Below are 14,408 nucleotides of genomic sequence, written 5' to 3'. Positions count from 1 at the left end.
AATTTCTCATAGGAGATGGCAAAAGTTGTTCACTGCAAAGCTTGGTAAGTTACTATATAGTCTTTTCCTTTCTCCAGCGTCAGCTCATATTGCCCGCTGCCTTTGGCCACGATTTTACCGCCTTTGCAACTGGGCTTCGACTTGCTTTTGAAGCGCAATGTGCCGGTGCCGTTGGCGCCTTTCACTTTCAGCTGCTTGGGGCTGGCGGCCACCGTGATGTCGCCCTGTGGCGTGGGCACGGTGCCTTCCATCCATTGCAGGCCGCCGAGATTGGGCACGATTTCATAGGTAGCGTAGCCCGGCGTGAGTGGCTTCACGCCCAGGTAGTACTTACCCAGCAGGTAGATAGGACTGGCGCCCCAGGCGTGGCACAGGCTTTTGCCGAAGGGCCGGCCGTACATGGCCAGGTGCTCGGTGCCCTTTTTGGTGGGGTCATATTCCTCCCAAAAGGAAGTAGCCCCCAGGTCCAGCATCCCGCCCCAGTACGACTTCATTTCCTTGAGCACGTAGGGCTGCTCGCCCATCGCGCACAGGGCCTCCAACTCGTAGAAGCGCATGTAGGGCGTCGTGATTTTGGGCACCTGCGGGTTCAGCAGCACCGATTTCTTCACCTGCTGCTCCTGCTCGGGGCTGAGGTAGTCGAAGAAAATGGCGAACATGTTGGCGTAGCGCGTCACGTTCTCGGTGGGCTGGCCGTTGACGCGGCTGTGCACCAGGGCACCCTTGCCGGCATTCCAGTAGGTGGCGAAAATTTTGGCTTTGAGGTCGGTGGCCAGTTGCTGGTATTTCTGCGCGCCAGCTTGGTCATCGACCAGCTTGGCGCAGAGGGCCATGCTTTCGAGGCTGCGGCACAGCAGCAGCTGCTCGAAGCTCACTTCGCCCTTTTTGCTCAGGCCGTCGGCCCAGTCGATAAACACCCAGTCGCCGGCCAGGCCTTCTATCAGACCGTCCTGGTTGCGGCGGCCGAGGCAGTAGTCCATCAAGCTCTGCATACGGGGGTAGAGCTGCTGCACCTGGGCTTTATCTCCCGTGTACTGGTAGGCATCGTACACGCTGATGAACCAGTAAAAACTGTAGTCCATGATGGTGTTGATGTGGCTAGTCACGGGGTCTTTGCCGCGCAGGACAAACTGCGTGCGGTTTACCGTCGGCGTGTCGAAGTAGAGGTAGTAGTTCATCAGGTAGCTCTGGTAGGCATCGCCCGACCACACCCACCGGTCGCGCTTGATGCCGTCGATGAAAAACTCCCGCGTATTCAGATGCATGGTATAGGCCGCCACGTCCCAGATTTTGTTCAGCTGCGCGTCGGAGCAGCGGAATTTGCCCCGCTCTGCCACCGGCGCATATTCGTACAGCAGCGACACCGAATCAAGGCTCACGCCCGCCTCCGGCCTTATGTTCACGTAGCGAAACGCTTTTGATAAAGTGGTAGTGAGGTCGCCCTTCTGCGGCTGGTCTACGGGCAAATACTCCAGCGTTTCGCAAGTTTCGGTAGCCAAGGCTTCTTCCTTCGACTCACCGAAATACACCGCCACCTGGCCCTTGCCGCGCACCCCGTGCAACTTGATGTAGCCAAAGGTTTCGCGTCCAAAATCGACGACCATGCCCTGCCCATTGCGCTCCATGCGGACGGCCCGGCGCACCTCCGTCGGCAGTTTAAAAACCGAAGGCCGCGCCTCGGGCGAGTCAAAGTTCCAGGCGCCCGCCTGCAGCCAGGTCGTGCCCGACTGGTCGGAAGTTTTGCCCGAGGCGTCAATCCATTCCTTGTCCTCGTAGGTCACCAGCCACGAGGCATCAGAAGCAATGGTTTTACCGCGCACGAACACCGCCGGCGGCGTGGCCTGGTTGTAAACTTTGAGATTAATACGGTGCTTGCCGGCGGGCACGGTCAGACGCGTGGGCGCGCCGGTCAGCGGCTTGCCATCGAGCTTCACGTTGTACTGGCCCTCGGCGTGCAGCTCCACCTCTTCGGGCTGCGCGAGGTCGAAGTCCTTATGGAAGTCGATGAGGACGTAGTGGCTGTCCATCCGCCAGAACACCGGAAAGAACGTGCCGCGCTCGGTGCGGCGGTTCTGCATCTGGTTGCCCAGCCAGATTTCGTGGTCGCCGGGGTACCAAATCCAGGTGGCTTTTTGCGGGCGCTGTTGAGCGTTGGCGGAAGCTGCGAAGAGCAACAGGAGAAGCACTGCCGCAAGGCGTTTCAGGCAAGGTTTATTCATCAGGTGGGTTGATGTGTTTTTCTGTAAATAGCCTCTCCTGCCGCGCGCAGCCGAGGCAGGAGAGGCTGAGGAAATCAGTGCCGTAGCAACGGGGCGAGCGAGATGCCTCGGCTGCCCGCGGCAGGACTGTTCTAATTGGTTATGGATAGTGCTTTGCGTAAGTCCTGATAAGCTGGCTCCAGCCCCGCCGCCTGCTTGATGGTCTCGCTCACCATTGGGCCGTTGTTCTTCCACAAGTTGCCAGGGCCGTTGGCATTGGCCAGGAATTTCTCGGTCGGGCACCAGTTGTCCTGCACCGTGATGTTGGAGGAACCCTCGTCGAGGTAGAGGTAGAACCAGTGGTCGGGGTCGTGCACGTAGGGCGCCCGACCGATTTCATCGACGCGGTTTTCGGTGATGACCGTGCCCGGCTGGGCCGAGAGCGTGTACACACCGGCCACGTCATAGGTGTGCTGGGCGTAGTGATGGATGTAGTTGGCCTGCATGTGGTTGTCCCGCATGGCATTGGCGGTCTTGGTCCAGCCCCAGCCCACGCTGATGCCAGTGTAGGGCACCTGCGAAATCTCATTGTGCCGAATAGTGGTGCCGCGCACGAAGCCCGCCCCGATACCTACCGCACCCCAATCCTCATTGCCGCAGTCGGTGACGAGATTGTTTTCTATTAGCTCGTTGGTGCAAATTTCCCGCTCGTCTTTGGGGTTGTAGGGCAGGTGCGTTTCCATGCTTTCGTCGGAAAACTTACCCATTTGCAAACCGTTCACCGCCACGTCGCGAAAGGTGCAGCCGCTGATTACATCGTCGTGGGTGCCACTCTGGTAGTCCAGCGCCGTGGCGCCCATGTGTAGGAACTGGCATCGCTCGAAGCGCGTGTGGTGCGCGTCTTGCACCACTACCCCAGCTGGTGGCCGCCCTATCCAGGCCTGGTTTTCGAGGCCGGCTTTATCCGGCGTTCCGGGCTTGGCCAGCGAGTAGCCATCGAGCAAATACATGCCCGCTTGCAAAGGCACATGGCCCTGCTCCGAGGGCCGCAGCCAGGTGGTGTAGGCGAACGTCAGGCCTTTGAACTGTACGTAGCTCACGGGCTGGTCGAGGGTGCCGACTACCCGCACCACCGTTTCTATTGCCGGCACTACCACCTGGGCAGTGGCTAGGTTTTCGCCAGGGCGGGGCCAGTAATATACCTGCCCACGCGGCGCGTCATAAAACCACTCGCCGGGCTGGTCGAGTAGTTCGATGGCGTTGGTCAGATAGAAGGCCGAGCTGCCGTTTTTGCCGTTGATGATGGGCCGCGGCCAGGGGTGCTCGAACTGGATGCGGCTTTCGGGCTCCTGAAATGTCACGCGGGCTTTATCGCCCTGCACAGCCAGGGTTTTCACGCGCAGCACGTTCACGGCCCACATTTGGTGCAGCACCATTTCTAGCTGGCCGGATTGCTTTATGCCACCCAGGGCGGCGGCTGGCACAGTGGTTTCGCGCTTGTCGGTGTCCCAAGTGAGCAGGCGGGGCAGGTTGTCGTTGTTGGGCGTGCGGGCCCGGGTAGCTTTGCGGCCATTCACCCACAGTTGGCGAAAGTTGAGGGGGCGGCCCGCCAGCAGCGGCGCGGCGGCTACCCACACCTGACCCTGCGCGGCAGCGGGCAGACCGGCAATCTTGCCAGCTGCCTTGTGCCAGCCCGTTACGGATACGCCGCCGCTCAGCACCGGACGCTCGCCGGGCGCGGCGGCTACCACCGTGGGGCTGGCGGCCGTGCCCGCGTCTTCGGGCCGGAAGAACCACGGCTCCGTCAGTCGGTATTCGCCGCCTTTCAGCCAGATGTGCACGCCATCGGCCACCGAGGCATCGTGCAGGCGGCGCAGGTCGCGGGCCTGGCGCAGGGCGGCATTTGGGGTAGCCAGCGGCTGGGCCTGAGTGCCCGGGTTGCGGTCGGAGCCGTTGGGCGCCACCCAGATGTCGGCGGCGTAGGCGGGCGCGGCACCTAGCAGGCTGAGGGCGATGAGTAACGTTCGAGTCATGCTGGAAGTAGCGTGGACTCTGCGAGTCCGCGTAACGAGCGCAGCGAGTATTGTCGGCTACGCTTGGATTAGGGTTGAATTCGACCGGCGCAAACGCGGATACTCGCTGCGCTCGTTACGCGGACTCGCAGAGTCCACGCTACATCAGGGCGCTGTTGACTTTGCAAAAACCGCCTGCAAGTCCTCGAAGCTGTGTAGCGCATTGGCCGGTAGCCCCTCCCCTTTCGGCCCAAAAACGTGCTGCGCTTCCTCCTTTTCGATGGTCACGTGCGACTCGTCCAGCTTGCCCGTTTTATCCTCGGCGGCAGCTAAATTCAGGTCCAAATTTTTGGCCATGAACTCATACATGGCCTGCCGTTTCGAGGGGCCATAATCATGCAATTCTTTGGGTAGGTGCACATTTTGCACAAGGTCGGTTTTGCCGTAGTAGCCGTATATTTTTTGGAGGTAAGGATAGGCGACTTCGGGCGTCTGGGCGGTCCAGTCGCCGCCGTCGGTGATGGCGAGTTGGGGACGCGGGGCAGCCATGGCGGCGATTTCGGCGTTGTTGGTGCCGTTGCCGCAGAGGTGCACGGGCTGGCCGCTTTCGCAGGGGCAGCCGCCGCTGTGGTAGGTCGAGAGCATCACTACCGGTACGCTTACCTTGATTCTATCATCCAGGGCGGTGAGTAGCATGGTTTGGCTGCCGCCGCCCGAGCCGCCGGTGATGGCTACTCGGGTTTTGTCGGCGTCTTTCAGCGACAGCAGGTAGTCCAGCGCCCGTTCGCCGTTCAGGGCCTGCACCGTCATGGCGAGGCTACGGCGGTGGTCTTCGCCCTTGAATTGCAGCAGCGACTCACCCCAGGCAAACAGGTCGTAGCTGTACACCATCGCGCCCATGCGGGCCAGCGTGGCGCAGCGCAACTGCGCATCGGCCCGGTAGCGCCCGTCGCCGAAGTGCCCATCGGGACTTATGATAACCGGGATTTTACCCTTGGCTTTGAGCGGCTTGTAAATCGAGCCGGTCATGTAGTAGCCCGGCAGCGTTTCGATGGCCACGTTCTCCACCGTGTAGCCGTCGAACTGCCGCTTGTTGGTGATAATGGGCTTGCTGGCCGGCTCAGCGGGCATGGGCGACAGCCGCAACGCCGACCACATGCAGCTGCGCAGCTCGGCTTTGCGCTTTTCCCAGCTGGCCGCATCAGTATAGTGCGAAGCGAGGTAGGCCAGTTGGGCGGCGCCTTCCTCGGGCGTTTTGAGATGATACTGGAAGGTCTTGAGCTTGTAAGTTTTGTCGCCGGTTTTCGCCGCCTGGTAATCGAACGGGGCCAATACGCTGCGCAAGGTTTCGTCCACGTCGGGGCGGAAACGCCACTCGGCGTAAGTCACGTACTTGTCCTTCACCATGGCCGCATCGGGTCTGATTTTCACCCCGTAGCGCTGCTGAATTTCCTCCAGCACCTGCTGCAACGGCTCGCGGTACTGGTCGTCAGAGTTTTGCGCCTGGGCGGCGGTAGTGAGAAAAAGCGAACCTAGGAGCAGGCGGAAGAATCTGGACATGGGTGGGGATGTGAGCTTGGGTAGAAAAACGGTCATACTGAGCGGAGCGCAGCGAAGTCGAAGCATCTCTACCGCTTCGTTGCTAGCGTCAGGAGTTAGTATTGAGGTAGAGATGCTTCGACTGCGCTGCGCTCCGCTCAGCATGACGGACGTTTTTGGTTGACGTTCTAGCTTATCGTGCGGTTAATCCTTCGTAATCTCCGCCGTGCCTTCCGGCGCTTTGTAGCCTTTCATGGCTGGCCACACGCCGTTTTCAATCTTCACCAGCTTCATCTTCTTGGGGTCGAGCACGGCGTGCTTAATGCGCTGGCGGCGCCAAGTGTACACGAAATGCACCAGCCCGTCTTTAGTCTGAATCACCGAGGGGTACGAGTACTGGCTGATGGGCGAATCTTCCAGAATGGCTACCGCGTACCACTCTTTGCCGTCTTTCGATACGGCCACGTTGAGGGGGGTGCGGGGACCTTTGGCGAGGGTGCCAGGGGGTAGCACGTGGTTGTAAACCAGCAGCTGGCGGCCGTCTTTTAGGGTCACGGCGTCGGTGCCGGAGTTGTTGTTGGGCAGGGTGGTTTTGGCGAGGGGCGACCAGGTTTGGCCCTGGTCCGTCGACCACGTTTCGAGGATGGCGCGGTCGCGGCTGCGGCAGAGGGCTTGCAGGCGGCCGTCTTTGTAGGTGAGGATGCTGGGCTGAATGGCGCCTTGGGTGGCGCCGTTGGGCACGGGTGCGGTTTTGGTCCAGGTCTTGCCAAAATCGGGCGAAGCCTCGAAGTGCACCAGCCAGCCGCCGCTGCCTTCGGTGCTGGTGGGCGAGAGCAAGGTGCCGTTTTTGAGCAGCACGGGCTTGTTTTTCACCGGCCCGATGTAGCCTTCCGGCAGCGCCTGGGCCGCCGACCACGTCAGGCCGTTGTCCTGGGAAATGCGCAGCCAGCCCTTCCAGTCAGAGGGTTTCGGGCCAATTTTATAATACAGCTGTAGCTCGCCGCCCGGCACCTGGTACAGCACCGGGTTCCAAGTGGGGTAGCGCAGGGTTTCGCTTTGCACGCCGTTGGCGACCTCGACCGGAGCCGTCCATTTGCCGTTTTCCTGGCGACTCACCCAGATGCCCACGTCGGGGTTGCGCTCCTTGGTGCCGCCAAACCAGGCGGCCACGAGGCCCTTCGGCGTTTCGGCGATGGTGGCGGCGTGGCTCTCGGGGAAGGGCGCTTTTTCGAAGATGAATTCGTCGGTGACGATGCCCTGTTTCCACGGCTGCGTTTGGGCCGATGCGCCGTGCGCAAGCAGCCCGAGGGCCAGTAGCAAAATGGGGTTTCTCATGGCGATACGTTGGCGGGCCGAAGCCGCTATTTATTGAGTTCGAGGCTGGCCAGGATGAACGGCCCTACCCCCTTCAAATCGTTGATTTTGATGCGCTCGCTCACGTAGTATTCGTAGGAGCCGTTGCGCTCGGCACCGGGACCTAGGCCGGCCACTTCGCATACTTGCAGCAGGTTGAGCTCGCCATCGGGCTGGGTTTTGATGAGCTTAGACGTGATGCCGTCGAAGCCTTTTTGGGCCACCGGGCGATACTTCTTGTTGAGGTAGCCCTTGTTCACACCCTTGGCCAAGGTGTACACGAACATGCCCGAGGCGGACGCCTCCAGGTAGTTGCCGGGCTGGCCGCCCTTGTCTACTACCTGGTACCAAAGGCCGCTGGCGGGGTCCTGGTAGCGCTGCATGGCCACGGCCAGCCGGTCGAGTACCTGCACCAGCTTGGGGCGGTCGGGGTGCTTGGCGGGCAAGTAGTCGAGCACATCGACTAGCGCCATGCCGTACCAGCCAATAGCGCGGCCCCAGAAGTTGAGCGACTGGCCGGTTTGCGGGTTGGCCCAGGCTTGCACGTGCTTCTCGTCCCAGCCGTGGTAGAGCAGGCCGGTTTTGGGGTCGCGCAGGTGTTTTTCGAGCAAGAGCAGTTGCCTGGCGGCTTCATCAAACCCGGCCGGCTCCTTGAAAAACGCCGCGTACTGCGCCACGAATGGGCTGGCCATGTAGGCCCCATCGAGCCACATTTGGCTGGGGTATTTCTGCTTGTGCCAGTAGCCGCCGTCGCTGGTTTTAGGTTGTTGCTGAAGCTCGGCGTGCAGCTTTTGCAGGGCAATTTTATACTTCTCCTGCTTGGTATCGGTGTAGAGCTGAAACAGGAGCTTGCCCGAGTTGATGTTGTCGAGGCTGTTGTCCAGCGGCTTGTAGTCTTTGTTGTGAATCTCGCCCTGGGCATCCACCATTTTATCACCGTACTGCTGCAAGGCGGTGCGCAGGCGCGGGTCGTGGTTCTGGTGCTCCAGGGCTTCCAGTGAGTGCATCAGCAGCCCCTGGGTGTAGCCCCAGGAATCACCTAGGTTGGGGTCTTGCAGCCACGGGCTCCGCTTCAGCACCGACAGTGCCATGCGTTCCGACCACTTGGCGGTGGCGGGGATTTGCGTGATGGCAGGCGCTGGGGTTTGGGCGTGGGCGGCGGGTAGGCACGCTAGTAGTGTGGCGCCTATTACTAGGGCCAAGCCAGCTGTTTTCGCCTTGCCAATAATTTTATTTTTAGTCATTTATTTTCTCTTGTCATGCTGAGCGCAGCCGAAGCATTTCTCCCGCTTCGTTGAGTACAGTTGCAATCAGCTACTCTTCGTCATCATCAGTCAGCCACGCAGATTCATCATTTACAGGCTGGGGCAATCTTCCTTCAAGCCACGTTTTTAAGGTATCTGGGACAAACTCCTTGTCGGTATTTTCAATTACCCAAGACAGGAAATCTTCTGGCCCACCGTTCATATAAGGGGGTGGCGAAACCGGATAAAAAGTAGTTGGCAGCTTTTCATTTAATGACAGGTAATTCACAACGTGCCCTATTTCTTGAACTACCTGCCAAGCCAGCGGATGCTTAATATCAATTCTGAACTTCACCCACCACATGCCTTCATTCATCCCTTGCCCAATCGGCCCTTCAATAGCAGGAGTCCCTGTCAAAAAGGCTTGTAGAGAATCGAATTGATTGTCGCTCATTATGGTAATTAGTTACTATTCAACGAAGCGGTAGAGATGCTTCGGCAAGCTCAGCATGACATTTCTTTTGTAGCATTAACTCTACTGCTTCGCCACAAACGCATACTCCCCCGACCCAACCTCAAACACCGCCCGCGTCCCTTCCATCCGCAAAAACTTCACTCCAGCCGCGCCAGAAGTCTTTTTGCCACCTTCCGTCACATCCTTCGCATCCTTGGCCGGCACGTATACCAGCGCTTTAGAATTGCCTGGCACGGTAATGCTCCAAGTGAAGCGCTTCGCATCGCGCGTCCAGCTACTGCGCACCAGGCCGCGCACCGAATTATAAGAAGCCTGCACCGACGTCAGCCCGTCAATCAGGGCGGGCTTCATTTCCAGCTCCTGAAAACCAGGCGCGGCCGATTTGATGCCCGCCAGGTTCTCGTAATCCCAGATGATTAAATCGCCGAGCAGCATCACGTGGTTTTGGGAGTTCATGGCGGGGTCGGCGGTGTTGCCGTTCCAGAGCTCCCAAATGGTAGTGGCGCCGTTGGCGGCCATGTAGCCCCAGCTGGGGTAGTCGCGGTTAGTGGCCAGTTTGTAGGCGATGTCGGGGCGGCCCTCGGCGGTGAGGCCGCGCATGAGCCACTGCGTGCCGATGACGCCCGTGCTGATATGGCCCTTGTTTTCGACCAAGATTTTATCGGCGATGTTCTGGAATACCTTGCCCCGCTCGGCATCTGGTGTCATGCCGTAGGCCAGGGGTAGCAGGTTGGCCGTCACGGTGTTGTTGGCGTACTGCTGGTTGTGGGCGTTCAGGAACTTCTGGTTGAACGCGTCCTTGATTTTGGCACCTAGGGCGGCGTATTCCTGCGCATCGGCGGGCTTGCCGAGCACGGTGGCGAAGCGCTGCATCAGCGTCAGCAGGTGGTAGTAGGTGCTGGTAGCAATGACCTCGCCGCTGGTGTTGCGGGCGGGGTCCTGCGAGTGAATTAGCTTCTCCGACTCGGGCGGCACGCACCAGTCGCCGTACTTGTCCTTGGTGACGATATTATTGTCCGTCATGTAGTTGGCACGCATGTAGACGAGCCAGCGACGCATCGAGTCGTAGTGCTTGGCAATGGGCTGGGCGTCGCCGTATTGCGTGTACAACATGTCGGCGATGGTGAGGTAGGTACCGGGCCAGGTCACGTTGTCGCCGTAGTAGCGCCAGAACGCGGGGGCCACGTCGGGGATGCTGCCGTCGGCTTTTTGGGCCTGCGCAATGTCGTCGAGCCACTTCGCGTACAGCCGCGAGTTGTCAAACACGAAGCTCTCACCATACGCGCCGGTGGTGCGGTCGCCGAGCCAGGGCTGCCGCTCGTTGCGCTGCGGGCAGTCGATGGGCATGCCCTTGTAGTTGCTCCGGATGCCCCAGTAGGCATTCTTATATACCTGGTTGATAGTGGCATTCGAGGTGGTAAACTCGCCCGTCGTGGCCAGGTCGTCGTACACCACGCGGCCGTCGAAATCGGCCAGCGTGGGCGTGCCGGGGTAGCCGCTGATTTCGACGTAGCGGAAGCCGTGGTACACGAACGTCGGTTCCCAGGTTTCGCGGGCGCCGCCGCGCAGCGTGTACACGTCGGTCACGCGAGCGTCGCGCAGGTTGGCCACGTACAGCTCGCCGGTTTTTTGCAACGTCTCGGCAAAGCGCAACGTGATTTTCTGGCCCCTGGGTCCGGTGGCGCGCAGCCGCAGCCAGCCGGCCAGGTTCTGGCCCAGGTCGAGGATGAACTTCCCGCCCGCCAGCGGCTTGAGGGCCACCGGTTTCAGGGTTTCCATCACCTTCATGTTCTCGTTCATCTGGGCCTCGAAGGTGCCGCCGGGCTCCTGCACCAGCTCGGCTTTCAGCCACTTTTTGGCGTCGAAACCGGCGGTGGCCCAGCCCGGCATTTCCTTGGTGGCGTCGTATTCTTCGCCGTCGTACTCGTTGTTGGCCCGGATGGGGCCGTCGGCGGTGGCTTGCCAGGTTTCGTCGGTTTTGATGACTTCGTGGCTACCGTCGGCGTAAGTCACGTCCAGCTGCATCAGCAGCTTGGGGTAGCCGAAAGTCTTGATTTTGTACGGCTTGTAGTGCTGCCGCATGGCGTAGAAGCGGCCGTTGCCGAGCACCGTGCCCAGGGCGTTGGCGCCGGGCCGCAGCAGCGCGGTCACGTCGAAGGTGTTGTACTTCACGCCCTGGGTGTAGTCGGTGGGGCCGGGCGCCAGCACTTGGTCGCCCACGCGCTGGCCGTTGAGGTACAGCTCGTACAGCCCCAGCCCGATGATGGACGCGGTGGCCTGCGTCACGGGCTTGTCGGCCTTGAATTCCTTGCGGAAATAGCGGGCCGACAGCCGGGCGTGGGTCGATTCATCGTCCCAGGGAAAGGCGCGGTCCAGGCCAATCCAGCGGCCTTTCCAGTCGAGGTAGTTGAGCAGGCCCATGCTCCAGCGGGCGGGCGGGCTCCAGGCGGTTTCGCCCTGGTCGGTCCAGGTGCGCACCTTCCAGTAGCAGCGGGCGCGGCTGCGGAGCGGCACCCCGGCGTAGGCCACATGCACCGATTGGCCCGACGCCACCTTGCCCGAGTTCCAGAGGTCGCCTTCGTCGGCGGCCAGCTTCTCGGGGGTCGAGGCCACCAGCACCTGGTAGGCGGTTTGGGTGAGGCCGCGCGCGGCGCTGCTCAGCTCCCAGCTCAGGCGCGGGGCGGTGGCGTCGATGCCTTCGGGGTTGGTCAGTAGCTCGCAGCGCAGCTGCTGAAGCTGCACGGCGGCAGGCGGCGCGGCCCCCAACGCCGTGAGTGACAAACAAGTAAGCAGAAGTAACAGGAGTCGGGCGGTCATAGTCGGAGCCTCCCCCCTGCGCCCGCCCCAACGTAGAGCAAGCGCCTCGGCCACCGGGCCGGCTGGGGGGTGCGCGGGGCGCAGTTCGGCACCCACATAGTTCGGACTTTTTTGCTTCCCGTTATTCTAGGATGTTAGCACGAATCTGGTCGATTTGTGCATGGTGTGGGGAGGATGGTGGAATGGGGTGTGGGTTTAATAAAAAAATTACACAATCCTTAAATCATTCCTTTCTCAAGCAGAAACTCTCTAAATCTATTTAGAGCTAAAGATTCTTCTTTGCTCAAACCATGATATGACCCTCCTATTAGGTCTTGGTACTGCAACGCAAATTTTTCATTCAGCATGAAGGACAGAACAGGCTTTATATGCTTTCTAGGTATCTTTTGAATAACATTTTCTTCAATGGAGACCATTATAGAAACATCAATATCATAATCAAAATAAGAAGAAAGCATATTATAATACAAAATATTATTTATAAAATCTTGGGATATTTTACCCTTCACAAAACCTTTATATAATTCATCCATGCACATAGAGAAAACAGAGGGAATAAAATTCACATAACTACTACCTTCAACAAAGTATTCTTTTTCAGAAAATGTTACAAGCCAATTCCCAACAAAAGACAAGCTTTGGCTAATCAACCAATGGTAGTTAGTAGGGTATACTCCCGCTGAATCATTTTTTGCTATATCAATGTTTTTAATGATATTTTCAAAAACACCGGAATAGATAGAATACATATGTGAATACCGAATAGGATATTCAGCTATATCAAATTTATTTTTAATTGCTGTTGCATATAAAATACCGATAAATAAGAGATGATAATAAAGAGGCAAGTCAAATCCCTCTTCACCTCTTAATCTAGGATAATTATGAGGCTTATTATAAATGCCAATTTTACCATGCTCCATGTGCATATGAGCATTCATAAAGTCAGAAATCACAAGTAACAACCCATTATTTATAGAATTTTTTAAGCTCTTATCTAGCACCTTCTTTAGGAAAGGCTTACCATTGACAAGAGAATATGAATTCCAATGCTCTTTGATTTCGCTATAATATACAGACTTTTCATCTTCTAAAAATAAGAAAAACACCTCTTTGAATTTCTCCTCATTCGATACTTTACTCCAAAATGGAAGAAAGTAATTAATTTTGTCAGATGTCATATTTTTTAAAAACTTCGGTTTAAAAAATATTTTCTTATATAAAACCCAATTATTTTTTATTCCGACTTTCGAAGTATATTTAGTAAATATATTAAAGAATTCTTCAAACGGTTTTTCATCCAGCAATTGCAGCAGGTATGGAATAGATTTTTTGTTATTTGTTATTTCCGGCTTAATAACAAATAGATGAGCAATAATCCATAAGAGTGACAGATAAAAAATTGCGAAAGCTACTATACTAGGCTCGAATCCCCATTGAACATAAAATATATTTAAAAATCTAAAGGTATCAGTTAATTTAGGAAAAAGAATAATGAATGGTATTACAAAAATAACAACGATAAATACCGTCCATTTTTCGATACTTTTTATTCTGTAAAACGAAAGCAATAATTCCGGCCGAGGAATCAAAGCAAATATTGCCGTGAATACAGTTATTACCGTCAACCATCCATTTAAATCCATAATTTCACGCAGTAACTCACTTACTTTACTACAGCAGGAACCTCCGCTGCCTGAGCTTCTCCCCTACTTATCAACACCTTCTTCCTCAACCACTCCCGCACCGGCTCGTCGTAAAACTTCAAGCACCCAACCGCCAGCGCCACCGCCGCCAGATAGACCAGTGTCGCCACGGGCAAGCCCTCGCGCAAGGATACTTTATGGGTAGCGACCCAGGCCGTGTAGGGGTAGATGAGCGGGTAGTGCGTGACTGCGCGGAGCTAAGCGGCCTCCCGGCTACCCGGCACCTTGGCGGCCGGAGTTGGGTTGGCGGGCTTGCGGGCGGCTTGTTTCTGCTTGTCCTGCTTAATCCACTCGCTGATGCGGGCAAACTCTTCGTCGGAGGGCTGCCGGCCAGTAGTGACGAAATCAACGTTTTTAGGTTCTCTAATCATGGCCAACCATTACTGACGCTGTACTACTGAACTGCATCTCCTGTTCCGGTTGAAACCTCAGGAAAACTTCGGGATGCCGACTGTTTTCAGGATATGATTCACGCGGTTCACCTTGTCCTGAAACAGTGGCTGGTCATCGTATTTACCTTGCAGGTCGGGGTTGATTTTGTAATCAGCCGATTCTTTAAGCTTAATCGGCTTTTTGGCGGTTTTTTTCATGGCTGATTGGTTTTAGCTTTTCGCTGAACGGAAAAGGCGTGGTACGTTACATTTTTACGAAAGGGCTCCCACTCCTGGTCGGTTGTCAGACCAAGAATTTTAAAATCCTGCTCAATGGCCGCCAGATTAGTGGTGATGCCCATGCGGTAAAGTCTGGTGCGGGCCAGGGTACTACCAGCGGCAAACACGATTGCCTCGGGATACTGTTCCGTGAACACGTAGAGGGTGCGGGCCACGGTGGCCAACACCTTTTGGCTGTCGTTGTTATTCGTGATGCTCAAGTCGCTGATGTAGCCCGACTGCGGGTCTTTGTCGCCAAACCCAAGGTTGTAGAAGTTCTTGATGTTGACTTCGGTATAGCGCACCACTTTGGCGACTGTTCCGTTGGGTCCCACGCTGTCAAACTCGAAGGTCAACACATCGGGCGAAATGTCAAATATGTAACGGTTGTCGAGCATCGGCTGCTAAAATACG

The 14,408-nt window shown here is 57.0% G+C and carries 11 protein-coding genes; all 11 read right to left on the bottom strand.

The window, feature by feature from the left end:
• Nucleotides 1-29: 29 nt before the first annotated feature.
• The 11 genes from I2H31_RS08935 to I2H31_RS08885 all read right to left on the bottom strand — a co-directional run bounded on the left by I2H31_RS08935 (nt 30) and on the right by I2H31_RS08885 (nt 14,392).
• A complete protein-coding gene (locus I2H31_RS08935; protein WP_317192204.1) occupies nt 30-2,186 on the bottom strand; it encodes an alpha-L-rhamnosidase-related protein in 2,157 nt (718 codons plus the stop codon).
• Nucleotides 2,187-2,350: 164 nt separating this feature from the next.
• A complete protein-coding gene (locus I2H31_RS08930; RefSeq protein ID WP_196292677.1) occupies nt 2,351-4,231 on the bottom strand; it encodes a right-handed parallel beta-helix repeat-containing protein in 1,881 nt (626 codons plus the stop codon).
• Nucleotides 4,232-4,375: 144 nt separating this feature from the next.
• Nucleotides 4,376-5,770: an alpha/beta hydrolase family protein gene (locus I2H31_RS08925; RefSeq protein WP_196292676.1), complete on the bottom strand. Its 1,395-nt coding sequence runs from the start codon at nt 5,768-5,770 to the stop codon at nt 4,376-4,378.
• 183 nt (nt 5,771-5,953) lie between these two features.
• A complete protein-coding gene (locus I2H31_RS08920; protein WP_196292675.1) occupies nt 5,954-7,084 on the bottom strand; it encodes a sialidase family protein in 1,131 nt (376 codons plus the stop codon).
• A gap of 26 nt (nt 7,085-7,110) precedes the next feature.
• Nucleotides 7,111-8,304 carry a glycoside hydrolase family 88/105 protein gene (locus I2H31_RS08915; protein WP_196292674.1) on the bottom strand — a complete coding sequence of 398 codons (1,194 nt, stop codon included), beginning with the start codon at nt 8,302-8,304 and terminating at the stop codon, nt 7,111-7,113.
• 112 nt (nt 8,305-8,416) lie between these two features.
• Nucleotides 8,417-8,800, bottom strand: a complete 384-nt coding sequence (locus I2H31_RS08910) for a hypothetical protein (RefSeq protein WP_196292673.1) — start codon at nt 8,798-8,800, stop codon at nt 8,417-8,419.
• A gap of 81 nt (nt 8,801-8,881) precedes the next feature.
• Complete coding sequence (locus I2H31_RS08905; protein ID WP_230687612.1) at nt 8,882-11,602, bottom strand: alpha-L-rhamnosidase; 2,721 nt, start codon at nt 11,600-11,602, stop codon at nt 8,882-8,884.
• A 254-nt stretch (nt 11,603-11,856) separates the two neighbouring features.
• Nucleotides 11,857-13,284 (bottom strand): hypothetical protein, encoded by a 1,428-nt coding sequence (locus tag I2H31_RS08900; RefSeq protein WP_196292671.1) that lies wholly within the window; start codon nt 13,282-13,284, stop codon nt 11,857-11,859.
• Nucleotides 13,285-13,541: 257 nt separating this feature from the next.
• Nucleotides 13,542-13,715 carry a hypothetical protein gene (locus I2H31_RS08895; RefSeq protein WP_196292670.1) on the bottom strand — a complete coding sequence of 58 codons (174 nt, stop codon included), beginning with the start codon at nt 13,713-13,715 and terminating at the stop codon, nt 13,542-13,544.
• Nucleotides 13,716-13,772: 57 nt separating this feature from the next.
• The gene (locus I2H31_RS08890; protein ID WP_196292669.1) at nt 13,773-13,934 is read right to left on the bottom strand and encodes a hypothetical protein; all 162 of its coding nucleotides are present in this window, start codon (nt 13,932-13,934) and stop codon (nt 13,773-13,775) included.
• Nucleotides 13,931-14,392 carry a DUF6934 family protein gene (locus I2H31_RS08885; RefSeq protein WP_230687610.1) on the bottom strand — a complete coding sequence of 154 codons (462 nt, stop codon included), beginning with the start codon at nt 14,390-14,392 and terminating at the stop codon, nt 13,931-13,933. The genes I2H31_RS08890 and I2H31_RS08885 overlap by 4 nt, the downstream gene beginning before the upstream one ends.
• Between the last annotated feature and the right edge of the window lie 16 nt (nt 14,393-14,408).

It is taken from the genome of Hymenobacter ruricola (assembly GCF_015694525.1).
Classification (GTDB): Bacteria; Bacteroidota; Bacteroidia; order Cytophagales; family Hymenobacteraceae; genus Hymenobacter; species Hymenobacter ruricola.
This window is presented reverse-complemented; position numbering and strand designations above follow the sequence as displayed.